Source organism: Bradyrhizobium sp. 23AC, from assembly GCF_054863025.1.
Genome location: NZ_JAVAYN010000001.1, coordinates 647409 through 672691 on the forward strand (window position 1 = coordinate 647409; position 25283 = coordinate 672691).

Here is a 25283-nt window from a genome sequence, read left to right on the forward strand (position 1 = left end):
CATAATCACAGGGAGAAGTGTGGGGCGCGCTGGTCACTCCGAGTCTTCGCAAAACAACTCCCTGTGGTTATGGGTCCCGGATCTGCGCTGCGCTTGTCCGGGACGACAGCTAGGGCGGAGCGACGATTACCCCCTCATTGCCACGCAAATCCAGCACGCCTTCAATGCGCTCGTCCTCGCGATCCAGGAACGTTGACAGCAGTATGCTGCTGCCGAAACGTATCGCACTCGTCGTCACCGCGACCGGATCGGGGCCGAGATTGAGCGCCACGATCACCGCCTGCCCCTCGGCTTCGCGGCGATAGATCAGGAGATCGCCTTGCGCCGCGATCGGATGATAATCGCCCGCGACCAGCGGCCGATTGCTCTTCCGCAGGGTGATCAGGCGTTTGTAGAGGTTGAGGATCGAGCGCGCATCGGCTTCGAGCTTGACGACATTGTCGCGCACATAATGCTCCGGCAGCGGCAGCCACGGCCGCGCCGCCGAGAAGCCGGCGAATTCGGTCGCATCCCACTGCATCGGCGTGCGGCAGCCATCGCGGCCGACGCCGATGCCGGGCACGTTCTTCTCGAAGGGGTCGCGGACATCCTCGGGCGCGATCGCCACCTGGTGCATGCCGATCTCGTCGCCGTAATAGAGCGTCGGCGTGCCGCGCAGCGTCAGCAGCAGCATGGCGGCGACGCGGGCCTGCTCCGGCCCGACGCGGCTTGCGACCCGCGGGCGGTCGTGATTGCCGAGCACCCAGTTTGGCCAGGCGCCGCGCGGCAGCGCCTTCTCGTAATCCTCGATGATTGTCTCGATCGAGCGCGCGCTCCAGAACGTCAAGAGCAGCGCGAAATTGAACGGCATCTGCGCGCCGGTGAGGTCGTTGCCGTAATAGGCCATGAGACGGTGCAGCGGCAGATAGATCTCGCCGATCAGCACGCGGGCTTCGAATTCATCGGTGACGCGCCGCATCTCGGCGATCACGCCATGCACCTCCGGCTGGTCGGTGGAGTATTGCGTCATGATCCTTTCGTTCGGCGGCCGGCCCTCGACGTAATGCGGATTGGGCGGGTTGTCGCGGAATTCGGCATCCTTGATCAGGTGCCAGATCACGTCGACGCGAAAGCCGTCGACACCCTTGTCGAGCCAGAACCGCATCACGTCGTAGATCGCGGCGCGGACGTCCGGATTGCGCCAGTTCAGGTCCGGCTGCTGGGCGAGGAAGGCGTGGTAATAATATTGCCCCGTGGTCTCGTCGAACTGCCACGCGCTGCCGCCGAACTCGGACAGCCAGTTGTTCGGCACCCCGCCGTCGGGTGCCGGATCGCGCCAGATGTACCAGTCGCGCTTGGGATTGTCGCGCGAGGCGCGGCTCTCGACGAACCAGGGATGCTGATCGGAGGTGTGGTTCGGCACGAGGTCGAGGATCAGCTTCAGGCCGTTGTCGTGGGCGGCCGCGATCAGCGCATCGAAATCTTCCATCGTGCCGAACAGCGGCTCGATGCCGGTATAGTCGGCGATGTCATAGCCGAAATCCTCCATCGGCGAGGGAAAGATCGGCGACAGCCAGATCGCATCGACGCCGAGCGATCTCACATAAGGCAGCCGCCGCAAAATGCCGGCGAGATCGCCGACGCCGTCATTGTTCGAATCCTGAAAGGAGCGCGGGTAGATCTGATAGAAGATGCCGTCGCGCCACCAGTTCTCATCGCCCTGAGCCAAGATCGTCCCCCGAATGCGCTTCGCGCGGAAAGCAACGCGAGATCGCGCCAAGGGTTCAGACCAACAGGGCTTTGGGACGGCTATGTGACGTCGGCGGCAGTGAACGCGCCGCCTGGGTCCACATGGCGCGTGGTTCCGCCCGGAATCGCCGCAATTCCGCGCCAGTCCGGCCTTTGTTCCGGCTTCAGCCCACCGCGATGCCAGTGGAACCTCGGTTCCGAGGGACGGAACCACTGGAGGGACCCCATGAGGTCACGCATCACACTGTGCTCGCTCGCCTTCGCACTCGCCGCATTGCCACTCGCGGCAGGACTATCCCCCGCCTTTGCCAAGCCGACCGTCGAGGTCGCCTTCGTGCTCGATACCACGGGCTCGATGGCGCGATTGATCGAGGGAGCCAAGCGCAAGATCTGGTCGATCGCCACCACGATCGTCGACTCCAATCCGGACGCCGATATCCGCATGGGCCTCGTCGCCTATCGCGACATCGGCGACGATTACGTGACCTCGAAGATCGAGCTGACCCGCGACATCCAGGATCTCTACGCCAATCTACTCGAGCTGAAGGCGCGCGGCGGCGGCGACTGGCCGGAAAGCGTCAACGAGGCGCTCGACGTCGCCGTCAACAAGCTGCAATGGACGCCGGGCAGCGAGGCCAGGCACATCGTCTTCCTGGTTGGCGATGCGCCGCCGCACATGGACTACGCCCAGGACACCAAATATCCGAGGACGCTCGCGGTCGCCAAGCAAAAGGACATCATCGTCAATGCCGTGCTCGCCGGCGATGCGCGCGATACCGAGCGGGTTTGGCGCGACATCGCCCAGATCGGCAGCGGCCGCTTCATCCCGATTCCGCAGGATGGCGGGCAGGTCGTGGTGATCGAGACGCCGTACGACCAGGACATCATCATCCTGCAGCAGCAGCTCAACGGCACGGTGATTCCCTACGGCCCGCGCGAGCGGCAACGGCACACCGAGATGAAGCTGCGGCAGACGGCCAGCATCGCGGCGGCCGCGCCGGCGAGCGCCACCGACATGGCAAGCTACATCAACAAGCGATCCGCAGCGACCGCGGAAGCCGTCACTGGCGGCGGCGATCTCGTCGCCGATGCCGCCAAGGGCACGACCAACGTCGCCTCCGTCAAGGACGCAGACTTGCCCGAGAACCTGCGCGCCATGAAACCCGAGCAGCGCGAGGCCGAGGTTGCCAAGCAGGTCGAGCAGCGCAAGACCTTGAACGAGAAACTTACCGCACTGGTCGGCAAGCGAGACAAATACATCGCCGAGCAGGCGATGAAGTCGCCGAAGACCTCGTCTTTCGACGGGGTCGTTCAGGAGACGTTGAAGGCACAGATCAAACGATAGCAGTGGCGCCCCGGGGACGGTCCGAACGACCGTTCCCCAGGGGAACGCGCACGAATCTTTTGCTTGGCGGCATGGCAAAAATCGGCATTGTGGCGCCATGACCGAGCAAAATGACACCCAAGACTCTTCGCAAGCCAAGGCCGGCGCGATCATCGTTCCCGTGACGCTGTTCGAGCAGAACTGCACCATCATCTGGGATGAGCCCAGCAAGAAGGCGGTGGTGATCGATCCCGGCGGCGACGTGCCGAAGATCCTGGACGCGATCAAGCAGACCGGCGTCACCGTGGAGAAGATCTGGCTGACCCACGGCCATATCGACCATGTCGGCGGCGCCGCCGATCTGCGCGATGCGCTGAAGGTGCCGATCGAGGGGCCGCATGAAGCGGACAAGTTCCTGCTCGACAACGTCGTCGACAGCGGCGCACGTTTCGGCATGACCGGCGTGCGCAATTTCGAGCCCGACCGTTGGCTCGACGAGGGCGACAGCGTGTCGATCGGCGATTTACGGTTCGATATTTTTCACTGTCCCGGCCACTCGCCCGGCAGCGTGGTGTTCTTCAACAAGGAGCTGCGCTTCGCCCATGTCGGCGACGTCCTGTTCGCCGGCTCGGTCGGGCGCACCGATTTGCCCGGCGGCAGTCATGCGACGCTGATCAACTCGATCCTGACAAAACTGCTGCCGCTCGGCGACGACGTCGGCTTCATCTGCGGACACGGCGCCGGCTCCAGCATCGGCCAGGAGCGGATGACCAATCCGTTCATCACCGGCGAGATGTGAGGTTTATTCCGCCGCGTCCACAAGCGTGGCGGTCTCACTGAGGTGACGATCGCCCCAGTCGCGGATCGCCGCGACGACGGGCACGAAGCTCTTGCCCTTGCGGGTCAGGCGATACTCGACCTTCGGCGGCACCTCGCCGAAATCCTTGCGGTCGATCAGGCCGCTCGCGGTCAGGGCTTTCAATTCACGGCTGAGCACGCGCGGGGTGATCTCGGCGCTGCCTTCCGTGCCGCGCAACAGGCCGCTGCGGATCTCGCCATAGCGGCGCGGGCCGTCCTTGAGGTCCCAGACGATGCGCAGCTTGTACTTGCCGCTGATCATCTTCTGAAACGCCGCGACCGGACAGGTGCGCGCCGGGTTCGCCTTCGCCATGTCGTCTCCTCCACGCGTTAGCCACGCCTCAGGATAGGAGCAACGTCGAAAAAGTCCATACTATCAATTTTGTCCATACTTGCAGGATCGTTTGCGAGCCGCAGATGATGACGCACACGACGAACAGGGAGCGTCACATGAAGCACTTCATGATCAGATATGAATTCAGGAACGGCACGACGGAAGCCTGGCACCAGGAGGTCGGCCGCTTCATCAAGGCGATCGACGGCGATCCGGAGTTGAAAGGGCGGATCGGCTATCGTGTCCTGAAGAACCGCGACGACGGCAGCTATTTCCATCTCGCCAGCGTCGCTGACGATGCCGCGCAAAAAGCGCTGCAATCGCGCGACTTCTTCAAAGCCTATCAGGAGATGACACGGAAGGTTGCCGGCGGCGAGGTGACGGTGACGCCGATCGAGTGGATCGGTCAGACCGCCTGAACTACTTCATCAGCCCCGCGGCGGTCAGTGCGCGCGTGATGATCTGGCCGAGATCGAAGCTGCGAGCCTCCTCGCGCGTCGGCTCGGCCGGCTGTTCGGCGACCGCCGTGCGGATCGAGCGGGCGAGATGCGGCGCGGGCGTCAATGCCGGCTGCGCTGCAGGCCTGCTTGTAGACTTGCTTGTAGGCTTGGCCTCCGCCTTTGCAGCATCTGCAATCCAGCCGGTGAGGCCGAAGAACTTTGCGATGTGATAGGACGAGGAAATGCCGGCCTCGATCAGGAATGCGCCTTCGACGCCATAGCGCTGGTCGTTGTCGGCCAGCCCAAGCGGCGTGCCGTGCGCCATGTCGGTGATGGCGTAGGACTCGACCAGCGTCTCGCCGTCCTTGCCCCACCAGGCCTGGCGCGGATAGCCGTCGACATTGGTCTCCGCCATCGGCGCTTCCGGCAGATCGTGCAGATCGAGCCACTGCTTGACGATCTCGTTGGCATTGCCGGGATTGACGGTGCGGTCGGCGCTGCCGTGCCACACCGAGACCTTCGGCCAGGGGCCGCGATAATCCGAGGCATTGCGCACGAGATCGCCGAGCTCGCTTGCGGGACGCACCGGGGAATGAAACATGCCGTCCAGTGCCTCGCGCAAATTCGAGGCGATGCCATAGGGCAGTCCGGCAATGACCGCACCGGCCGCGAAGACTTCCGGATAGGTCGCGAGCATCACCGACGTCATGCCGCCGCCGGCGGACAAGCCGGTGATGAAGATGCGCTTGGGATCGATGCGATGCGCCTCCGCCATATGCGCGATCATCTCGCGGATCGAATGCGCCTCGCCGCTGTCCCGCGCCGTATCTTCCGGATTGAACCAGTTGAAGCAGGTGTTGCCGTTGTTGATCCGCTGCTGCTCGGGCATCAGCAGCGCGAAGCCATAGTGCTTGGCGAGCGTCGACCAGCCCGCGCCGAGATCGTAGCCCGCTGACGTCTGCCCGCAACCATGCAACACGACGACCAGCGCGCGCGGCTTCTGCAACTGCGCCGGCACGAACGCGAACATGCGCAAGGCCCCCGGGTTGTCGCCGAAGCCGGTGACCTCTTGCAATGGACTGGACGCATCCGCGCTCCGGCCGAGCTCGGCAAAGCGCAGACCGTCCAGCCTCGGCAGACGTCTCAACAGATCAACATTTTTGGCTAACGACACGGCAACTTCCTGGTGGGCGGCTTTCAACGTTCAGCCAAACCAGATAGTTGCTGCATTGCAAAATAAAAAGACCGTGCGCTGTCAATCCACGAAAATCACGGGGAATTCCGCCGAAATCCGCACGAATTAACCGCAATGCCTCGACTTCACGCAGATGCGCGACGCATCCACGACAGAAATGCGGCACAGATCATGATTAATGTCACAAACAGCGCAAGCGAGACCAGAAATCCTGCGCGCGCTGATTGCAAGGCATCGACCGTGAAGAACACCGCGCCGATTGCGGCCACTCCGGCCGCATTTCCGATCTGCGCCGTCGTGCCGTAGATGCCGGACGCCGAGCCTGCGGCGACAGGCTTGACGGTCGAGAGCACCGCGCCGGAGAGCGGCGCCATCACCAATCCCTGACCGTAGCCGAAGATGATCATGACGAACGCGAGCAGAAGCGGCGATGGCGCATCGATACAGGCTGCAACAAGCGCGAGCGCGGCGAGGCCTGCGATCTGCAGCGTGCAGCCTTCGATCAACACCTTGGTGCCGCGATGACGCGCCCGCGCGCCGCTGTGGCGCGAGGCCACGACGAAAGCGAGCGCAAGCGGGATGAAGGCCATGCCTGCTGAAAGCGGCGGGATCTTCAGGCCGCGCTGCATGAACAGCGTCATGACGAGGTAGAGGGAGAGATTGGCAAGGAAGAAAAAGAAGGCGGCGCCAAGCCCGCGCAGGAAAGCGGCATCCGCCAGCAGCGTGAGGTCGATCAAAGGCATGCCGCCGGCACGAGCGACTGCGTGCTCGAGCTTCAGGAACGCTACGAGGACGACGCCACCGACCGCCATCACGGCCCACAGCCAGGGTGCCCAGCCAACATCGTGACCAAACAGCAGCGGGCCGATCAGGCAGAGCAATCCCGCGAACAGGACCATGCTGCCCGTGATATCGAGCCTTGTCCCTGATCGCCGCGGCACCGACGGCATGATGCGCCAGGCGGCAGCTGCAATGACGAGGCCGCAGGGAACGTTGACGAAGAAGACCGAACGCCAGCCGGTGCCGGCAAGATCAATCGTGACCAGCAGACCGCCGAGCAGGAAGCCCGCGGCGCCGGCCAGCCCCAGCACGATCCCGTAGATGGCGAATGCGCGGCTGCGCGTCTCGTCGGTGAAGAGGAGATGCAGCGTCGCCAGCACCTGGGGCACCATCAGCGCCGCGGTCGCGCCCTGCGCCAGCCGGGCGATGATCAGCTCCACCCCGGACTGCGCGAGCCCGCACCACAGCGAGGTCGCCGTGAAGCCAAGTACGCCGGCCAGGAAGATAGTCTTGGTGCCGTGGATATCGCCGAGCCGACCGCCGGTGACGACAAGCGTGGCGTAGCCGATCAGGTAGATCGCGATGACCGCTTCGATCTGCGCGGGGGATGCCTTCAGCTCGACCGCAATGGTGGGAATGGCGACGTTGACGATGAAGGCATCGACGCCGAACATGAACTGGGCGGCCACCACGATGGCCAGCACCCACCAGCGGCGGGTCGAATCGATCTGTTGTGTGACGATCTGATGCATCGGCGCGCGGCCCTGGATTATCGTGCCGATGATTTCAGATCTCGCACGGTGTCACGATTACCTCAGAGGTAGGATTCGTGTGCTTCGTTCGAGGCACGGCTGTTTCGCCTCTCCCCGCATGCGGGGAGAGGCCGGAATTCAAACGCAGTTTGATTCCAGGTGAGGGGGAGCTGCCGCGAGTCGCACTGCCACCGAATTTGCTGAAGCAGCCCCACCTCTCCCCGTAAGAACGGGGAGAGGTGGGAGAAGCAACTCAGCGCATGCCTGCATTCCGCCGCGCGGGACACCGCGCGATTGCGTTCGTGGCCTTCGGCACGTAGCTTCGCCGTCTCAACAAGCAGAAAATCAAAGCCGGAGAGAACGCCATGGCGCGCCTGAAGTTCGGAGCCTTCCTTGCCCCGCATCACCCGATCGGGGAGCATCCGATGCTCCAGTTCCGGCGCGATCTCGACCTGGTCGAGCAGCTCGACGCGCTCGGCTACGACGAGTTCTGGTGCGGCGAGCATCATTCCTCGGGCTGGGAGATGATCGCCTCGCCCGAGATGTTCCTGGCTGCGGCCGGCGAGCGTACCAAGCGGATCAAGCTCGGCACCGGCGTGGTGTCGCTGCCTTATCACCATCCCTACAACGTCGCCCAGCGCATGGTGCAGCTCGACCACATGACCGGCGGCCGCGCCATCTTCGGCTCCGGCCCCGGCGCGCTCGCCTCCGACGCGCACACGCTCGGCATCGACCCGATGACGCAGCGCGACCGGCAGGACGAGGCCATCGGCGTCATCCGCCGGCTCTTCAACGGTGAGCGCGTCACCGCCAGGAGCGACTGGTTCACCATGAACGATGCCGCGCTGCAGATCCTGCCGCTGCAGGAAGAGATGCCGTTCGTCGTGGCCTCGCAGATCTCGCCCTCCGGCATGACGCTCGCCGGCAAATACGGCTGCGGCATCATCTCGCTGGGCTCGATGACGACGCAGGGACTGATGTCACTGCAGCAGCAATGGCAGTTCGCCGAGGACGCCGCGAAGAAGCACGGCACGAAGGTCGACCGCGCCGACTGGCGCGTGCTGCTGACCTTCCACATCGCCGAGACCCGCGAGCAGGCGCGCAAGGAAGCCGGCGCCGGGCTGATGCGCTGGCACAACGAATATAATGTCGGCACGCTGCAGCGGCCGGGCCTGACCGCGTTCTCCTCGCCCGACGAGGCCGTGGACAAGACCGCCTTCGTCGAGGGCGCGGCGTCCACCATCGGCACGCCCGACGATCTCGTCAAAACAATCAAGAACGTGATGCAGGTCTCCGGCGGCGTCGGCGCCATCATCGGCTTCGTGCACGACTGGGCCAATCCGGAAGCCACGCGCCGCAGCTGGGACATGGTGGCGCGATACGTCGTGCCCGAGATCAACGGCTATATCGACGGCCTGCGCAGGTCGCAAAAATTCGTGATCGAGAACCGCGCCATCTTCGAGCGCGCAGGCCAGGCCGTGATGGCCAAGATCATGGAGAACGAGAAGGCCGCCGAGGCGCTGAAGGTGACCGGCCCCGGCCGCGTCGCGATCCCCGCCGTCAACGCTCCGGATCTGCAGAAGGAAGCGGCGAAGCGGTAGGACGCGCTCAGCCCGTCGTCCCGGGACGCGTGTAGCGCGAACCCGGGACGACGGCGGTGGGTGTGACGATTTTGTGCGCAAGACGACCGCAGCTCATCGCGGCCAGATCGTGCTATGTTCGCGGAGCCTGCCAACCGGAGCAATCGTCATGTCGATGCAGAATGTTGCCGCACCGGCGCCCGACTTCACCGCGCCCAAACGCAACGCGCTGACGCACATTCCCGGCGACGAGGGATGGCCGATCATCGGCAAGACCTTCCAGGTGCTGGCCGATCCCAAGGGCCACATCGAGGCGAACGGCGCCAAATATGGCCCGGTCTACCGCACCCATGTGTTCGGCGAGACCAATGTCGTGCTGCTCGGGCCCGAGGCCAACGAGCTGGTGATGTTCGACCAGCAAAAGCTGTTCTCCTCGACCCACGGCTGGAACAAGGTGCTCGGCCTGTTGTTTCCGCGCGGATTGATGCTGCTCGATTTCGACGAGCACCGGCTGCACCGCAAGGCGCTGTCGGTCGCGTTCAAGTCCGGGCCGATGAAATCCTATCTCGCCGATCTCGACCGCGGCATCTCCGCGCGGGTCGCGCAGTGGAAGGCCAAGCCCGGCGAGATGCAGCTCTACCCCGCGATGAAGCAGCTCACGCTGGATCTCGCCGCGGCGTCCTTCCTCGGCGCCGATATCGGGCCGGAGGTCGACGAGATCAACCGCGCCTTCGTCGACATGGTCGCCGCCGCGGTCGCCCCGATCCGCCGTCCCCTGCCCGGCACCCAGATGGCCGCCGGCGTCAGGGGGCGCAAACGCATCGTCGCCTATTTCCGCGAACAGATCCCGCTTCGCCGCGGCAATCATGGCGGCGATGATCTGTTCTCGCAGCTCTGCCGCGCCACCCATGAGGACGGCGCGCTGCTGTCCGAGCAGGACATCATCGACCATATGAGCTTCCTGATGATGGCGGCGCACGACACGCTGACTTCGTCGCTGACTTCCTTCATCGGCGAGCTCGCCGCCAATCCTGACTGGCAGGACAGGCTGCGCGCGGAAGTTCTCGCGCTCGGGCTCGCGCCAGGCGCGCCGAGCAGCTTCGACGATCTCGAAAAGATGCCGCTGTCCGAGATGGCGTTCAAGGAAGCGCTGCGGATCAAGCCGCCGGTGCCTTCGATGCCGCGCCGCGCCATGCGCGATTTCACCTTCAAGGGTTTTACGATTCCCGCCGGCACCGCGGTCGGCGTCAATCCGCTGTATACCCATCACATGAAGGACATCTGGCCGGAGCCGGATCGCTTCGATCCCTTGCGCTTCACCGAGGAGGCGCAACGGGGTCGCCACCGCTTCGCCTGGGTCCCGTTCGGCGGCGGCGCGCATATGTGCCTCGGCCTGCACTTCGCCTACATGCAGGCAAAATGCTTCGCGCGGCACTTCCTGCAGAACATCGAGGTGTCGCTGGAGCCGGGTTACAAGCCGGACTGGCAGATGTGGCCGATCCCGAAGCCGCGGGACGGGTTGCGGGTGCGGGTAAAGGCGGTGTGATTTCTCGTGTCCCGGACGCGCAAAGCGCGAGCCGGGACCCAGAATGCTGCGATCAAGTCGGTGGAGAGATGGGCCCCGGCTCTGCAGCGCACCGCTGAAGGAGCGTTGCACTGCGTCCGGGGCACGATATCTCGTAGGGTGGGCAAAGCGAAGCGTGCCCACCGCGCCTCTCCAAGCTCGGACATCGATGGTGGGCACAGCGCGCGAAGAGCGCGCCTTTGCCCACCCTACGGCACCGTCTCTGGAGCTTCTACGCCCCTTGGTCGAACGCCTTGCGCAGCGCCACATAGCCCTGCTGCTGCTGGCTCCAGTTGCGGCCGCCGGTCATGGCGCCGTCGACGACGAGATCGTGGCCGTTGATGAAGCTGGATTCGTCGCTGGCCAGGAACACCGCGGCCTGGGCGATGTCATCGGGAAGGCCGGCACGCGGGATCGGCTGCGCGGTCTTGTAGACCTCGCGCATCACCGCCGGCGTCTTCTCCGCGGCATCGGTCGAGAGCCCGAGCGCCTTGCCGAAAATGCCGGTCGCGATCGCGCCCGGCGAGATGGCGTTGACGCGCACATTGGACTCGCCAAGCTCCATCGCCACGCATTTGGTGAGATGGATCACCGCCGCCTTGGCCGCGCTATAGACCATCGAGGACGAGAAGCCGGCGAGGCGGCCGGCGATGCTGCCATTGTTGATGATGCTGCCTGAGCCCTGCCTCTTCATGTGGGGCGCGGCGTGCTTCATGCCGAGCATGACGCTGCGCACCAGCGTCGCCATCGCCGCGTCGAAGCGCTCGACCTCGAGGCCCTCGATGCCGCCGGTCTGCGCCGGGCCGCCGGCATTGTTGAACAGGCAGTCGATACGGCCGAACTTGTCCACGGCGAGCGCGATCAGCGCCTGCATCTGTGCTTCGACCGTCACGTCGGTCTGGCGGAAGATGCAGTTGGCGCCGAGTTGCTTGGCCAGGGCTTCGCCCTCCGGTAGACGCCGCCCCGCGATCACAATTTTGGCACCTTCGGCAACGAAGACTTCCGCAGTGCGCAATCCGATCCCGCTCGTCGCCCCCGTAATCACCGCAACCTTGCCGTCCAGCCTGCCCATGGAATGTTCCTGTTTTCGAACGATTTGACGCCAAATGGCGAATATCGGCCGCTGCCATCGCCGCGGGCGCCACTATCCCTGCCGGCCTCCGACAAGGCAAGCTATGCTTGTGCGGACGGGATGCGTAACATCTTCACAGGTCGCTCGATTTTCGAACGCATATCGCAATTGGGCTGCGCATGGGGAAGCTGATCGAGGAATTCCGCAGGGGTTGGCAGGGTGCGGCGCCGCCATCGCTTGGTCTGAGCATTGCCTTTGCGGTGGCCTGCCTGCTGATCGCGACGCTGACGCGCTGGGGGCTGGCCCATGTGCGGCCCGACGTCTACTTCACGCCCTACTTCCCGGCCGTGTTCTTCGCCGCCGCGTTCGGGGGCTTCCGGATCGGAATCGTGACCGCGCTGGTCGGCGGCATGCTCGGCGTCGTGGTGAATTTCGGCGATGCCTTTGCCGATCGGGCGCGGTTTGCCCTGCTGGCACTCTATTGGGCGGTCTGTGCGCTCACCATCTGGGGTGTCGAGCACTATCGCACCATGCTGGCGGAGCAGCGCCGGATCTCCAAGCGCCTGATCGAGGAAGAAGAGTATCGCAAGCTGCTGGTCGACGAGCTCCAGCACCGGCTGAAGAACAAGCTGTCGACGGTGCACGCCGTGCTGCACCAGGTGCTGCACGACCACCCCCAGGTCTGGGACCGGGTCGATCCGCGGTTGCGCTCGCTGGCCGCGACCGACGATCTGATCTCGCGGATCGACAAGGCCGGCTGTGACATCCGCGACCTCCTGATCTCGGAGCTCGGCCCCTATGGCCATGTCCGCTTCACCCTCAATGGCGACCGCCTGTTCCTGCCGCCGAAGCTCGCGGTCACGCTCTCATTGATGTTTCACGAGCTGGCCACCAATGCGGGCAAGTACGGCGCGTTCTCCGCGCCGCGCGGTCTGCTGCAGGTGTCATGGACCGTCAGCGACGACCGCCTGATCATCACCTGGGACGAGACCGAGGGTCCGAGCGTGGACAAGGTCTCCGAGCCCGGCTTCGGCACCAAGCTGCTGAAATCGGCACTGTCGTCCTTCGATGGCAGGACCGAGATCTCTTACTTGAAGACCGGGCTGCATTGCATCATGCAGTGCCGCATCCCCCGAAGCGAATAGGATCGCGCGTCAAGCCAAAGCCGGCCCGCGCACCCCGCCCGCAGTTTCGCATGGGCTGTTGACCCTCTGTTAATGACGATTTTCTGCGCGCGTCGCATCGCCGCAAGTTTTCTCCAAAACACCCCCGTATTTCTCCGTACCCCTTAACCAAACCTAAGAGGGAACCGCGCAAGATCGCGCCCATTGCAAAGGCGCGCTGAAACAACAAGATTCATGACTTCTATGAACGACAACCAATATTCCGGCGCGACTGAAGCCGAACTCGGTTTTCTCAAGGAAATCGTTAGAATGCTGCCGGCCGGCCTGACCGTGCAGGATGCGCATGGCGAGCTTCTGTTGGTTAACGATGCCGCGGCCGCGCAGCTTGGCATGGACGGCAGCCGTCCCTCACCCGATCTTGCGCCGCGCCGCGAAGCCTGCCGCCAGGCGCTGAGCGCCGGCCAGGCTGTCGTCACCGAGGAGGCGCTTCACGGCGGCGCCGCGCGCCAGGTGCTGCTCACGACCCATCGTCCCGTTCGCCTCGCCGGACGCGAGCTGCTGATCTCGGCGTCCTCCGACATCACCGAGCAGAAGAATTTCGAGGACCAGCTGTTCCGCTCGGCCTATTTCGACGAGCTGACGGGATTGCCCTCGCGGCGCGTGATCGAACATCACGCCAACAATCTGCTGGCGGAGAATGGCGGCGGCGAGCGCTTCGCGCTGGCCTTCCTCGACGTCGACAATTTCAAGCACATCAACGACTATTACGGCCACGCCGTCGGCGATGCGCTGCTGGTCGAGCTGTCGAAGCGGCTCGGGCGCGACTTGCGCGATTCCGACATGCTGTCGCGCATCTCCGGCGACGAATTCCTGCTGCTGCTCTCTCCGATCCAGAGCCAGGAGGAAGTCGCCGAATTCATGCAGTCGACGCTGGAGCGGCTGACGGCGCCGTTCTTCATCGACCATTCGGAACTCTTCGCCTCCACCTCGGTCGGCATCAGCCTCTATCCCGATCACGGCCGCAGCTTCGAGACGCTGCGCCAGAATGCCGACATCGCGATGTACCGCATCAAGAACGACGGCAAGGGATTGGCAGCCTTCTTCGATTCCAGCATGGAGCGCGAGGCGCTGGCGCGGATGAAGATCGAGCAGTCGCTGCGGCTCGCCATCCTGGAAAAGCGTTTCTGCTGCGCCTTCCAGTCCAAGGTCGACATCCGCACGCAGGCGGTGAAGGGCATCGAGGCCCTGGTGCGCTTGCGCGACGACGAAGGCGTGATCCAGGCGCCAGGATCGTTCATCAATCTTGCCAGCGAGCTCGGGCTGATCGACGAGCTGACCCATCTCGTGCTCGCCGAGATCGTCAAATCGATCGACCTGATCAACGAGACGTTCGGCGCTGAAGCGACCATCAGCATCAACGTCGCGGCCAAGCAGGCCGGCAACCCCGAATTCATGCGCAGCTTCGCGCGGGCGCTCGACGACACCGGCTTTCCGCAGCGCTTCATGATCGAGGTGACCGAAGACGCCTTCGTCGCCAAGAATCATTTCCAGGACGAGATCCTGCCGATGTTCCGCAAGCTCGGCGTCGGCATCTCGATCGACGATTTCGGCACCGGCTATTCCTCGCTCTCGGCGCTGGCCGACATCACCGCTGACGAGATCAAGATCGACCGCTCCTTCATCACCGACATCCACAAGCGCCCGCGCAGCCAGGGCATCCTGCGCGCGATCGAATCCTTGAGCGAAGCGCTCGGCATGACCGTGATCGCCGAAGGCCTCGAATCCTACGAGGAGCTCGCCTATCTCCAGGCCGCAACCAAGATCCGCTACGCCCAGGGCTATTACTTCTCGCGGCCGATCTTCCTGGAGGAGCTGAAGCTCGCGACGCCCGCGTCCAGCGAGTCACGCGCCAGCGTCGCAAGCCGCCCGCACCAGCAGAACCGGCAGGGCTATTCGCGGGCGAGCGGGTATCGAAGGTAGGGTGCGTCCACCGCTCCAATCTCGGTGTCGTCGCCCGGCTTGACCGGGCGACCCAGTATTCCAGAGGCAGTCGTTGTTGCATCGATAGGCCGCGGCGTACTGGATGCCCCGGTCAAGCCGGGGCATGACAGTCGTGGGCGCGGGCGCATCCCGCCGGCCAATTCCCCCTTTGAAATCGACGCCCTTTTGCTAATACACAGGCAGACTTCCCCCGGGATATGTCATGTCCGCCTCTTCCGCCTCGATCAGCGATCCCGCCTATCTCCGTGCGCGCGCGATGGAAACGCTGTTCGAGCGGCTGGAGAAGCTCTGCGAGGGCGCGATCGCCATCGACCGCGGCGGACGCGTCGTCTACGTCAATGAAAAATATCTCGCGGCGCTCGGTCTCAAGCGGACCTCCGAGGCAATCGGCCGGCCGATCGAGGAGGTCATCCCCAACAGCCTGATGCGCAGGGTGGCCGAGACCGGCGAGCCGATCCTGCTCGACATCATGGAGCTCGGCGGCGAGCAGCTGGTCGTCACGCGCATGCCAATCGAGGACGAGAACGGCACGGTAATCGGCGCGATCGGCTTCGTGCTCTACGACCATCTCGAAAGCCTGAAACCCCTGCTCGCCCGCGTCGCCCAGCTCGAGAGCGATTTGCGGCTGGCGCGGCGGCAATTGTCCAACGCCCGCGCGGCGCGCTTCACCTTCGCCGACTACGTCGGCACCACGCCTGGAATCGCGCAGGCCAAGCAGCTTGCAAGCCGCGCGGCGCGGCAGAGCGTCACGGTGCTGCTCACCGGCGAGACTGGCACAGGCAAGGAGATGCTGGCGCAGGCGATCCACAATGCCTCCTCGCGCGCGGAGAAGCCGTTCGTCAGCGTCAATGTCGCCGTGATTCCCGACACGCTGATCGAGTCGGAGTTCTTCGGCACCGCGCCCGGCGCCTATACCGGCGCCGACCGCAGGGGACGCGAGGGCAAGTTCCGCATCGCCGATGGCGGTACGCTGTTCCTCGACGAGATCGGCGAGATGCCGCTGCAATTGCAGGCCAAGCTGCTGCGCGTGCTGCAGGAGCGCGAGATCGAGCCGCTCGGCTCGGACAAGATCTCCAAGGTCGACGTGCGCGTGGTCGCCGCGACCAATGTCGATTTGCGAAAGCGCGTCAGCGACGGCGCGTTCCGGCCCGACCTCTATTACCGCCTGAACGTGCTCTCGATCGATTTGCCGCCGCTGCGGCAATGCCTGGATGATCTCCCCGACATCTGCGCCCGGCTGCTCGAGGACATCAGCGCCTCCGGCGATTACGTCAAGGCGAAGATCACGCCGAGCGCGCTTTCCGCGCTGGCGCGCTATGACTGGCCGGGCAACGTCCGCGAGCTCCGCAACATCCTGGAGCGGGCGCTGATCCTGAGCGATTCCGGCCGGCTGACCGGCGAAGATGTCGCCCGCATTCTTCCCGTCGGCTCCGAGGTCAGGCCCGCAGCATCCGAGCGCCCGGCCGGACCCGTGGTGCCCTATGCCGAAGCCGAGGCCGAGTTCGAGAAGCACACGCTCGAACAGGCGCTCGCCGCCAGCAACGGCCAGATCTCCGAGGCCGCCAGGATGCTGAAGATCTCGCGCGCGACCTTCTACAAGAAGCTCGCCAAGTTCGGCCTCGCCGCAGGGCCGCCCCCTGTCTGAGTTTCGAGACAATGGACTGTCCGGAGTCTCGGATTCCGGACATGGCGCCGAACGGCTCTGTCCAAGCGCCAATGCGGAAATTGCCGGGATTTAGGCCAGTTTGCGCGAGCCAACAGCATCTGGCGCGGACCTTGCTCTTCGCTTTGCACAATGACGCATGCTGCACATGCGTATTTCGCAAATCAGGGAGGACGCAAGGATGAGTGAAGCGATCTCGGTCCATCAGCTTCAGGCGAAACAGCCCTCGCACGTCACGGTCGCCACCGCGAGCCTGATCGGCACGGCCATCGAGTGGTACGACTTCTTCCTCTACGGCACCGCCGCGGCGCTGATCTTCAACAAGCTGTTCTTTCCGACCTTCGACCCCATGATGGGAACGCTGCTGGCGTTCGCGACCTATGCGCTCGGCTTCATCGCGCGCCCGCTCGGCGGCGTCGTGTTCGGACACTACGGCGACAAGATCGGCCGCAAGACCATGCTCTATCTGACGCTGCTGATCATGGGCGTGGCGACCGCGGCGATCGGATTCCTGCCGACCTACGAGACCGCCGGCATCTGGGCAGCGGTCCTGCTCGTCACCTGCCGCCTGATCCAGGGCTTTGGCCTTGGCGGCGAATGGGGCGGCGCGGTGCTGATGGCGGTCGAGCATGCGCCCGCGGACAAGAAGGGCTTCTACGGCAGCTGGCCGCAGCTCGGCGCACCGCTCGGCCTCGTGCTCGGCACGCTGGTCTTCTCAGTGGTATCGGCGATGCTGACCGATGCGCAGCTGCTGGCGTGGGGCTGGCGCATCCCGTTCCTGTTCTCGATCGCGCTGGTGCTGGTCGGCCTGTGGATCCGCTTCACCATCGCGGAATCCCCGGAGTTCCAGAAGGTCAAGGACACCAAGCAGGAAGTGAAGATGCCGATCCTCGAGGCGATCAGGATGTATCCCAAGAACATCCTGCTCGCGATGGGCGCGCGCTTTGCCGAGAACGGCTTCTTCTACATCTACGCGACCTTCGTGCTCGCCTATGCCACGCAGTCGCTCGGCATGAACAAGCAGGACATGCTCAATGGCGTCTTGATCGGCGCCGCGATCGAGACCTTCACCATCCCGGCCTTCGGCGCGCTCTCCGACCGGCTCGGGCGGCGGCCGATCTACATTTTCGGCGCGGTGTTCTCGGCGCTGATGTCGTTCCCGCTGTTCACCCTGCTGGCGACCAGGAACCCGCAATATGCCTGGATCGCGATCGTGCTCGGCCTCGCCATCGGTCACGCCGCGATGTACGGCCCGCAGGCGAGCTTCCTGTCGGAGCTGTTCGGCACCAAGGTGCGCTACAGCGGCGTCTCGCTCGGCTACAACCTGGCCTCGATCTTCGCCGGCGCGCTGTCGCCGCTGATCGCGACGGGACTGATGACGGCCTACGCGCCGGCGACCTGGCCGATCTCGCTCTACATGATCGCGCTGGCGCTGATCACCATCGTCTCGGTCTATTTCGCCACCGAAACACGCAAGATAGTTCAGGGCTGAATGTCCTGATCACCTCGTCCATCGCGAGGAGCGGCCTGTTCCAGGGTCGCTCCTCGCGATAGGATCAACGCACAATAACGGCATACGGTCTAGGAGATCGGGAGGAACGCCGTGAGCCATCACCCAGCTCTGCCTTACTTGCGCAATTCCGAGAAGGGCAAGGTCGTCACCGCGGCCGAAGCGGTCATGCTGATCCGTGACGGCGACACGGTCGCGACCGGCGGCTTCGTCGGCATCGGCTTTGCCGAGGAGATCGCGATCGCTCTGGAGGAGCTCTATCTCTCCCACGAGGGCGATGCCCCCTATACGCAGGGCAAGCCGCGCAATCTGACGCTGGTCTACGCGGCGGGCCAGGGCGACGGCAAGAATCGCGGCCTCAACCATTTCGCGCACGAGGGCCTGGTCCGACGCGTGATCGGCGGACATTGGGGCCTTGCGCCGAAATTGCAGCAGCTTGCGATCGCGGGTCAGATCGAGGCCTATAATTTGCCGCAGGGCGTCATCACGCACCTGTTCCGCGACATCGCCGCGCACCGGCCCGGCCACGTCACCCGCGTCGGCATGGGCACCTTCGTCGATCCCCGGCACGGTGGCGGCAAACTGAACGCGCGCACCACCGAGGACATGGTGGAGCTGATCACGCTACGCGGCGAAGAGTGCCTGCTTTACAAGACCTTCCCGATCAACGTCGGGATCATCCGCGCCACCACCGGCGATCCCGACGGCAACCTCACCATGGAGAAGGAGGCGCTGACGCTGGAAGCGCTCGCCATCGCCATGGCGGCGCATAATTCCGGCGGCATCGTCATCGCCCAGGTCGAACGCGTCGCCGAGGCCGGCAGCCTCAATCCGCGCCAGGTCAAGATTCCCGGCATCCTCGTCGACTGCGTCGTGGTGGCGAAGCCGGAGAACCATTGGCAGACCTTCGGCACGCAATACAATCCGGCCTTTTCGAGCGAGATCCGTGTCCGCGCCGCCTCGCTGCCGGTGATGCCGGTCAGCGAGCGCAAGATCATCGCCCGTCGCGCCGCCCTGGAACTGAAGGCCAACAGCGTCGTCAATCTCGGCATCGGCATGCCCGAGGGGATCGCCTCCGTCGCCAACGAGGAACGGATCATCGACCTCATCACGCTGACGGCGGAGCCCGGCGTGATCGGCGGCATCCCCGCGAGCGGGATCGATTTCGGCGCAGCGATCAACACGCAGGCGGTGATTGACCAGCCTTATCAGTTCGACTTCTACGACGGCGGCGGCTTGGACGCCGCCTTCCTCGGGCTCGCCCAGGTCGACCGTGCCGGCAACCTCAACGTCAGCAAGTTCGGGCCGAAGCTTGCCGGCGCCGGCGGCTTCATCAACATCAGCCAGAACGCCAAGGAGGTCATTTTCGTAGGCACCTTCGGGGCGGGCAAGCAGCGCATCGCGGTGAAGGACGGGAAGCTCGTCATTCTCGACGAAGCCAAGTCGCGCAAGTTCGTCGACAGCGTCGAGCACGTCACCTTCAGCGGCCCGTTCGCCGCCGCGCGCAAGCAGCGCACGCTGTATGTCACCGAACGCTGCGTGTTCGAGCTCAGGGCCGACGGGCTCGAGCTCACCGAAGTCGCGCCCGGCATCGACATCGAGCGCGACATTTTGCGCCTGATGGACTTCAAGCCGCTGATGCCGCGGGAGCCGGCGCTGATGGACGATCGCATCTTCCGTGAGGGTCTCATGGATTTGCGCGAGCGCCTGCTCACCATCCCGCTCGACCAGCGCTTCACCCTGGACGAGCAACAGAACCTGTTCTTCGTCAATCTCGAGCGCTATCCGCTACGCAGCAAGGCCGAGATCGACACCATCGCTGGTATCGTCGAGGCCAGGCTCGCTCCGCTTGGCCGCCGGGTCTACGCCATCGTCAATTATGACAATTTTTCCATCTTGCCGGAGTTGATGGACGATTATTCGGCGATGGTGCGCAGCCTCGTCGATCGCTTCTATTCCGGCGTGTCGCGCTACACCACGTCGGGCTTCCTGCGCATCAAGCTCGGCGAAGCCCTGGAGAGGCGCGGCGTCGCGCCGCACATTTTCGAAAGTGCGGACGAAGCGCAGTCGGATCGGCGTCAGGCCGAGGGAGCCGGCGATGCGCGGCCAGCCCAAAAATGATGCATGCTCGAAAGGCCGACGCGCTCGGCCGGAAGGTTCAATTGCAATGTTCGTAGTGTTATGCAAATCGCTGTTGCCGAGAAACGTTAAATCAGGAGGGACCATCGTGCGTCGATCACTCATCATAACAACAACCATTCTCGCACTCGCCGCGGGCACCTCCGCACGGGCCGACGATCTCAAGGTCGCGCTGATCTATGGCAAGACCGGTCCGCTCGAGGCCTACGCCAAGCAGACCGAGACCGGCCTGAAGATGGGCTTCGAATACGCCACCAAGGGCACGATGACCCTCGATGGTCGCAAGATCGTCATCATCACCAAGGACGACCAGGGCAAGCCGGACCTCGCCAAGGCCGCGCTCGCCGAAGCCTATCAGGACGACAAGGCCGATATCGCGATCGGCACGACCTCGTCGGCCGCGGCGCTCGCCATTCTCCCGGTCGCCGAGGAGAACAAGAAGATCCTGATCGTCGAGCCCGCAGTCGCGGACCAGATTACCGGCGAGAAGTGGAATCGCTACATCTTCCGCACCGCGCGCAACTCCTCGCAGGACGCGATCTCGAATGCGGTCGCGATCGGCAAGCAGGGCGTCACCGTCGCAACGCTGGCACAGGACTATGCGTTCGGCCGCGATGGCGTCGCCGCCTTCAAGGAGGCGCTCGCCAAGACCGGCGCGACCCTCGCTGCCGAAGAATATGCCCCGACCTCGACCACCGATTTCACCGCGGTAGGCCAGCGCCTGTTCGATGCGCTGAAGGACAAGCCGGGCCGCAAGGTCATCTGGGTGATCTGGGCCGGCGCCGGCAATCCGCTGGCCAAGCTGCAGGACATGGACCCGAAGCGCTACGGCATCGAGCTCTCTACCGGCGGCAACATCCTGCCGGCGCTCGCCGCCTATAAGGGCCTGCCCGGCATGGAAGGCGCGACCTATTATTTCTACGAGATCCCGAAGAACCCGGTGAACGACTGGCTGGTCGCCGAGCACCAGAAGCGCTTCAACGCGCCGCCGGACTTCTTCACCGCGGGCGGCTTTGCCGCCGCGATGTCCGTCGTCGCCGCCGTCACCAAGGCGAAGTCGACCGACAGCGAGAAGCTGATCACGGCGATGGAAGGCCTGGAGTTCGACACGCCGAAGGGCAAGATGGTGTTCCGGAAAGAAGACCATCAGGCGCTGCAGAGCATGTACGCCTTCAAGGTCAAGGTCGATCCGAACGTCGCCTGGGCCGTGCTCGAGCCGGTGCGCGAGCTGAAGATCGAGGACATGGACGTTCCCGTTCGCAACAAGCGCTGAACTTTCTTGCTTCACCTCTCCCGCTTGCGGGAGAGGTCGGCGCGTCCGGGCGATGCGAAGCATCGTCCCGCGCGCCGGGTGAGGGCTTTCTCCTCTTGGGGATTCTCGCCTGCGGAGACACCCTCTCCCCTACCCTTCCCCGCAAGCGGGGGAGGGAGCGCAGCTTGATCGCGGATCTATCTCCATTCATCATTCGCCGGCCCCCATGACGCTCACCCTCGAAACCCGTGACCTCACCATCCGCTTCGGCGGCCATGTCGCGGTCAACAGCGTGACCTGCACGTTCCGTCCGGGCGAGCTCACCGCCATCGTCGGGCCGAACGGCGCCGGCAAGACCACCTATTTTAATCTGATCTCGGGCCAGCTACGCGCCTCGAACGGCAGCATCCTGTTCGACGGCACCGACATCACCCAGCACTCCGCGCCGATGCGAACCCGCGCGGGCCTCGGACGCGCATTCCAACTGACAAACCTCTTTCCGAACCTCACCGTGGAAGAGAACGTGCGCCTCGCAGTGCAGGCGGCGAACGGCACCCATTACGACATGCTGCGGCCCTGGATGGTGCGCCGCGACCTGATCGCCCGCGCCGACGCCATCCTCGACCAGGTCGCGCTGGGCAGCCGCCGCGGCGTTGCCGCGACCGCGCTGTCGCATGGCGACCAGCGCAAGCTCGAGGTCGCCCTGATGATCGCGCTGGAACCGAAGGTCTTCATGTTCGACGAGCCGACCGCCGGCATGAGCATCGACGAGGTCCCGGTCGTCCTCAACCTGATCGCACAGCTCAAGCAGGACAGGAGCAAGATCATCCTGCTGGTCGAGCACAAGATGGACGTGGTGCGCTCGCTCGCCGACCGCATCATCGTGCTGCATAACGGCCAGCTCGTCGCCGACGGCCCGCCTGCCGAAGTGATCGCCTCGCCGATCGTGCAGGAAGCCTATCTCGGTGTCGCGCCCAAGACTGCAGAGCGTACCGCATGACCGACCTGCTCAAACTCTCCGGCGTCCACACCCATATCGGTCGCTATCACATCCTCCAGGGCATCGACCTCGCGGTCCCGCAGGGGCAGACCACGATGCTGCTCGGCCGCAACGGCGCCGGCAAGACCACGACCCTGCGCACCATCATGGGGCTGTGGCAGGCGTCCAGCGGCGAGATCAGCCTCTCCGGCGACCGTATCGAGAGCCGCGCCACGCCCGACATCGCAAGGCTCGGTGTCGGCTACGTGCCGGAGAGCATGGCCGTGTTCTCCGATCTCACCGTGAAGGAAAACCTGGTGTTGGCGGCGCGCGACGGGCCGCTCGACGACACCCAGCTCGACTGGATTTTTGGTTTCTTCCCGGCGCTGCGCCGGTTCTGGCTGTCGCGGGCGGGAAGCCTCTCGGGCGGCCAGAAACAGATGCTCTCGATCGCGCGTGCCATCATCGAGCCGCGCAAGCTCTTGCTGATCGACGAGCCGACCAAGGGGCTCGCGCCGGCGATCGTGATGGCGCTGATCGAGTGCCTGAAGGAGATCAAGCGCAAGGGTGCCACGATCCTCCTGGTCGAGCAGAATTTCTTTGCCGCCCGCGAGCTCGGCGACAACGTGCTCGTGATGGACAACGGCACCATCGTCCATCGCGGCGAGATGGCGGCGCTCGCCGCCGACGTGCCGCTGCAGGAGCGGCTGCTCGGCTTGAGCCTGGAGGCGCATCAGTGACTGACCTTGCCGCAACCGATCCGCTGCCGAAGCCGAAGCGCGATATCGCACCGATCCTGCTGCCGGTCGCGCTCGCCCTCGTGACCATCCCCCTGATCGGCTCGCCCAGCACCTGGCTGACGCTGACCGCCGCGAGCCTTGCCATGGGCATGATGATCTTCATCATGGCCTCGGGCCTGACGCTGGTGTTCGGCCTGATGGACGTGCTCAATTTCGGCCACGGCGCCTTCATCGCCGTCGGCGCCTATGTCGCGACCCTGGTGCTGGCGCCATTCGCAGCATCCATTCAGGCGGATTCGCTCTGGATGAACCTCGCTGTGCTGGCGCCGGCCGCGCTGCTCTCGATGGCGGTGTCGGGCGCGCTCGGCCTCGTCGTCGAGCGCGTGCTGATCCTGCCGGTCTACGGCCAGCACCTGAAGCAGATCCTGATGACCACAGGCGGCCTGATCGTCGCCGAGCAGACGCTCTATGCCCTGTGGGGGCCACAGATCATCCCGATGCCGCTGCCGGCGTCGCTGCGCGGCTCCTTCATCCTTGGCGACGTCGCGATCGCCAAATATCGCGTGCTGGCGATGCTGATCGGCCTTGCCGTCTTCATCGCGATCCAGCTCGTGCTCAACCGCACCAAGCTCGGGCTCCTGATCCGCGCCGGCGTCGAGAACCGCGAGATGGTGGAAGCGCTCGGCTATCGCATCCGCCGGCTGTTCCTCGGCGTTTTCATGACGGGATCGGCGCTGGCTGGCCTCGGCGGCGTGATGTGGGCGCTCTATCGCGAGCAAGTCCATGCCTCCATGAGCGACGACCTCACCGTCTTGATTTTCATCGTCGTCATCATCGGCGGCCTCGGCTCGATCGGCGGCTGCTTCATCGGCGCGATCCTGGTGGCCATGGTCGCTAATTACGGCGGCTTCCTGGTGCCGAAACTCGCCCTCGTCTCCAACATCCTGCTGATGGTCGCCATTCTGATGTGGCGGCCGCGCGGCCTCTATGCGGTGACCAGCCGATGATGATCCTGTCAGGCGATCCGCCGCGTAGCCGGATCCTCACGCTCGTTCTCGTCGTCATCATCCTGGCGCTGGCGGCGACGCCGTTCCTGTTTCCGGGTGCCAAGGCACTGAACGTCGCCGCCAAGATCTGCGTCTTCGCCGCGCTGGTCGCCTCCTACGACCTCCTGCTTGGCTATACCGGTTCGGTGTCGTTCGCCCACACCATGTTCTACGGCATCGGCAGCTACGCCATCGCCATCGCGCTGTACGGGATGGGCCCGAACTGGGCCGCGGTCGCCACCGGCATCGTGGTCGGACTGCCGCTCGCGGCCCTGCTCGCGCTCGCCATTGGGCTGTTTTCGCTGCGGGTCGCCGCGATCTTCTTTGCCATGATCACGCTGGCAGTCGCCTCCGCCTTCCAGGTGCTGGCTTCGCAGCTGTCCTGGCTCACCGGCGGCGAGGACGGGCGCAGCTTCCAACTGCCCGAGTTGCTCCGCCCCGGCACGGTGCTGATCCCAAAGAGCCTGATCGGCTTCGAGATCAACGGCCGGATCCTGACTTTCTATCTGGTATTCGCCATCTCGGCGCTGATGATCCTCGCGCTGCTGCGCGTCGTGAACTCGCCGTTCGGGCGCGTGCTGCAGGCGATCCGCGAGAACCGCTTTCGCGCCGAGGCGCTCGGTTTCCGCACGGTGTTCCACCTGACCTATGCCAACTGCATCGCCGCGCTGGTCGCCGCCAGTGCCGGCATCCTGAATGCGCTGTGGCTGCGCTATGCCGGTCCCGATACCTCGCTCAGCTTCTCGATCATGCTGGACATCCTGCTGATGGTCGTGATCGGCGGCATGGGCACGATCTACGGCGCGATCATCGGCGCTACCATCTTCATCCTCGCCCAGAACTATTTGCAGTCGCTGATGGGCGTCGCCTCCACGGCGGCGTCGGAGGCCGGCCTGCCGCTGCTGCCGGGGCTGCTGCATCCCGACCGCTGGCTGCTGTGGCTCGGCCTGCTGTTCATCGCCAGCGTCTACTTCTTCCCAACCGGCGTGGTCGGACGGCTGCGCAATCCCGCCGGCGACAAGAGCGCCGGCAGCTCGCATTAAGGCGCGATTAATGATGCAGTGCGGCGATTGCCGCACCTGCCGCACAACCGTAACGCGATTCCCGCTCCGCTGCATACGGACGCGATTGCGCAACTGGATTAATGCTTAGGTAACTGGCTTTCCTAAGGTTTAGGCCATTTGTGCGGTGTATTCGTGTCC

Annotated in this window: 20 protein-coding genes; 15 read left to right on the top strand and 5 right to left on the bottom strand. The window is 64.6% G+C overall.

Features of this window, described 5'->3' with window-relative positions:
- Positions 1-109 precede the first annotated feature (109 nt).
- Positions 110-1708 (bottom strand): alpha-amylase family glycosyl hydrolase, encoded by a 1599-nt coding sequence (locus RAD10_RS02985; RefSeq protein WP_461616265.1) that lies wholly within the window; start codon positions 1706-1708, stop codon positions 110-112.
- A gap of 246 nt (positions 1709-1954) precedes the next feature.
- Between RAD10_RS02985 and RAD10_RS02990 the strand changes: the two genes are divergently transcribed.
- Positions 1955-3073: a vWA domain-containing protein gene (locus tag RAD10_RS02990; protein ID WP_461616266.1), complete on the top strand. Its 1119-nt coding sequence runs from the start codon at positions 1955-1957 to the stop codon at positions 3071-3073.
- A 97-nt stretch (positions 3074-3170) separates the two neighbouring features.
- A complete protein-coding gene (locus RAD10_RS02995) occupies positions 3171-3851 on the top strand; it encodes an MBL fold metallo-hydrolase (protein WP_461616267.1) in 681 nt (226 codons plus the stop codon).
- A 3-nt stretch (positions 3852-3854) separates the two neighbouring features.
- On the opposite strand, the gene RAD10_RS03000 is transcribed toward RAD10_RS02995, so the two are convergent.
- The gene (locus RAD10_RS03000) at positions 3855-4223 is read right to left on the bottom strand and encodes a winged helix-turn-helix transcriptional regulator (RefSeq protein WP_461616268.1); all 369 of its coding nucleotides are present in this window, start codon (positions 4221-4223) and stop codon (positions 3855-3857) included.
- Between the two features lie 137 nt (positions 4224-4360).
- Here RAD10_RS03000 and RAD10_RS03005 point away from each other — a divergent pair, with 137 nt between their 5' ends.
- Positions 4361-4663: a hypothetical protein gene (locus RAD10_RS03005; protein WP_461616269.1), complete on the top strand. Its 303-nt coding sequence runs from the start codon at positions 4361-4363 to the stop codon at positions 4661-4663.
- Position 4664: 1 nt separating this feature from the next.
- On the opposite strand, the gene RAD10_RS03010 is transcribed toward RAD10_RS03005, so the two are convergent.
- Together RAD10_RS03010 and RAD10_RS03015 are read right to left on the bottom strand one after the other, a co-directional pair.
- Positions 4665-5858: an extracellular catalytic domain type 1 short-chain-length polyhydroxyalkanoate depolymerase gene (locus tag RAD10_RS03010; protein ID WP_461616270.1), complete on the bottom strand. Its 1194-nt coding sequence runs from the start codon at positions 5856-5858 to the stop codon at positions 4665-4667.
- Positions 5859-6004: 146 nt separating this feature from the next.
- Complete coding sequence (locus RAD10_RS03015; protein ID WP_461616271.1) at positions 6005-7411, bottom strand: MFS transporter; 1407 nt, start codon at positions 7409-7411, stop codon at positions 6005-6007.
- A 365-nt stretch (positions 7412-7776) separates the two neighbouring features.
- Here RAD10_RS03015 and RAD10_RS03020 point away from each other — a divergent pair, with 365 nt between their 5' ends.
- Positions 7777-9012, top strand: a complete 1236-nt coding sequence (locus RAD10_RS03020) for an LLM class flavin-dependent oxidoreductase (RefSeq protein ID WP_461616272.1) — start codon at positions 7777-7779, stop codon at positions 9010-9012.
- 148 nt (positions 9013-9160) lie between these two features.
- Positions 9161-10537, top strand: coding sequence for a cytochrome P450 (locus tag RAD10_RS03025; protein WP_091962514.1), 1377 nt, complete (start codon positions 9161-9163; stop codon positions 10535-10537).
- Positions 10538-10787: 250 nt separating this feature from the next.
- On the opposite strand, the gene RAD10_RS03030 is transcribed toward RAD10_RS03025, so the two are convergent.
- On the bottom strand, positions 10788-11627 hold the full coding sequence (locus RAD10_RS03030; protein WP_018319506.1) for an SDR family NAD(P)-dependent oxidoreductase: 840 nt from the start codon (positions 11625-11627) through the stop codon (positions 10788-10790).
- Positions 11628-11806: 179 nt separating this feature from the next.
- Here RAD10_RS03030 and RAD10_RS03035 point away from each other — a divergent pair, with 179 nt between their 5' ends.
- From RAD10_RS03035 to RAD10_RS03080, 10 genes are all read left to right on the top strand, one after another.
- Positions 11807-12772, top strand: coding sequence for a sensor histidine kinase (locus tag RAD10_RS03035; protein ID WP_091961957.1), 966 nt, complete (start codon positions 11807-11809; stop codon positions 12770-12772).
- A 222-nt stretch (positions 12773-12994) separates the two neighbouring features.
- Positions 12995-14731 carry a putative bifunctional diguanylate cyclase/phosphodiesterase gene (locus RAD10_RS03040; RefSeq protein ID WP_461616273.1) on the top strand — a complete coding sequence of 579 codons (1737 nt, stop codon included), beginning with the start codon at positions 12995-12997 and terminating at the stop codon, positions 14729-14731.
- Between the two features lie 223 nt (positions 14732-14954).
- Positions 14955-16397, top strand: a complete 1443-nt coding sequence (locus RAD10_RS03045) for a sigma-54 interaction domain-containing protein (RefSeq protein WP_461616274.1) — start codon at positions 14955-14957, stop codon at positions 16395-16397.
- Between the two features lie 199 nt (positions 16398-16596).
- Positions 16597-17907: an MFS transporter gene (locus RAD10_RS03050; RefSeq protein ID WP_461616275.1), complete on the top strand. Its 1311-nt coding sequence runs from the start codon at positions 16597-16599 to the stop codon at positions 17905-17907.
- Positions 17908-18018: 111 nt separating this feature from the next.
- A complete protein-coding gene (locus tag RAD10_RS03055) occupies positions 18019-20046 on the top strand; it encodes an acyl CoA:acetate/3-ketoacid CoA transferase (protein WP_461616276.1) in 2028 nt (675 codons plus the stop codon).
- Between the two features lie 106 nt (positions 20047-20152).
- Positions 20153-21337, top strand: a complete 1185-nt coding sequence (locus RAD10_RS03060) for a substrate-binding domain-containing protein (protein ID WP_165637579.1) — start codon at positions 20153-20155, stop codon at positions 21335-21337.
- A gap of 205 nt (positions 21338-21542) precedes the next feature.
- On the top strand, positions 21543-22316 hold the full coding sequence (locus RAD10_RS03065; protein ID WP_461616277.1) for an ABC transporter ATP-binding protein: 774 nt from the start codon (positions 21543-21545) through the stop codon (positions 22314-22316).
- The gene (locus RAD10_RS03070) at positions 22313-23035 is read left to right on the top strand and encodes a branched-chain amino acid ABC transporter ATP-binding protein (RefSeq protein ID WP_461616278.1); all 723 of its coding nucleotides are present in this window, start codon (positions 22313-22315) and stop codon (positions 23033-23035) included. The genes RAD10_RS03065 and RAD10_RS03070 overlap by 4 nt, the downstream gene beginning before the upstream one ends.
- Complete coding sequence (locus RAD10_RS03075) at positions 23032-24042, top strand: branched-chain amino acid ABC transporter permease (RefSeq protein ID WP_018319497.1); 1011 nt, start codon at positions 23032-23034, stop codon at positions 24040-24042. The genes RAD10_RS03070 and RAD10_RS03075 overlap by 4 nt, the downstream gene beginning before the upstream one ends.
- Complete coding sequence (locus RAD10_RS03080) at positions 24039-25124, top strand: branched-chain amino acid ABC transporter permease (RefSeq protein WP_461616279.1); 1086 nt, start codon at positions 24039-24041, stop codon at positions 25122-25124. The genes RAD10_RS03075 and RAD10_RS03080 overlap by 4 nt, the downstream gene beginning before the upstream one ends.
- The last annotated feature ends 159 nt before the right edge of the window (positions 25125-25283 follow it).

Bases quoted from the DNA above. Each gene is read 5' to 3' on its own strand.
- RAD10_RS02990 (WP_461616266.1), top strand. From the start codon at position 1,955: ATGAGGTCACGCATCACACTGTGCTCGCTCGCCTTCGCACTCGCCGCA.
- RAD10_RS02995 (WP_461616267.1), top strand. From the start codon at position 3,171: ATGACCGAGCAAAATGACACCCAAGACTCTTCGCAAGCCAAGGCCGGC.
- RAD10_RS03000 (WP_461616268.1), bottom strand. From the start codon at position 4,223: ATGGCGAAGGCGAACCCGGCGCGCACCTGTCCGGTCGCGGCGTTTCAG.
- RAD10_RS03005 (WP_461616269.1), top strand. From the start codon at position 4,361: ATGAAGCACTTCATGATCAGATATGAATTCAGGAACGGCACGACGGAA.
- RAD10_RS03015 (WP_461616271.1), bottom strand. From the start codon at position 7,411: ATGCATCAGATCGTCACACAACAGATCGATTCGACCCGCCGCTGGTGG.
- RAD10_RS03020 (WP_461616272.1), top strand. From the start codon at position 7,777: ATGGCGCGCCTGAAGTTCGGAGCCTTCCTTGCCCCGCATCACCCGATC.
- RAD10_RS03025 (WP_091962514.1), top strand. From the start codon at position 9,161: ATGTCGATGCAGAATGTTGCCGCACCGGCGCCCGACTTCACCGCGCCC.
- RAD10_RS03030 (WP_018319506.1), bottom strand. From the start codon at position 11,627: ATGGGCAGGCTGGACGGCAAGGTTGCGGTGATTACGGGGGCGACGAGC.
- RAD10_RS03035 (WP_091961957.1), top strand. From the start codon at position 11,807: ATGGGGAAGCTGATCGAGGAATTCCGCAGGGGTTGGCAGGGTGCGGCG.
- RAD10_RS03040 (WP_461616273.1), top strand. From the start codon at position 12,995: ATGAACGACAACCAATATTCCGGCGCGACTGAAGCCGAACTCGGTTTT.
- RAD10_RS03045 (WP_461616274.1), top strand. From the start codon at position 14,955: ATGTCCGCCTCTTCCGCCTCGATCAGCGATCCCGCCTATCTCCGTGCG.
- RAD10_RS03050 (WP_461616275.1), top strand. From the start codon at position 16,597: ATGAGTGAAGCGATCTCGGTCCATCAGCTTCAGGCGAAACAGCCCTCG.
- RAD10_RS03065 (WP_461616277.1), top strand. From the start codon at position 21,543: ATGACGCTCACCCTCGAAACCCGTGACCTCACCATCCGCTTCGGCGGC.
- RAD10_RS03070 (WP_461616278.1), top strand. From the start codon at position 22,313: ATGACCGACCTGCTCAAACTCTCCGGCGTCCACACCCATATCGGTCGC.
- RAD10_RS03080 (WP_461616279.1), top strand. From the start codon at position 24,039: ATGATGATCCTGTCAGGCGATCCGCCGCGTAGCCGGATCCTCACGCTC.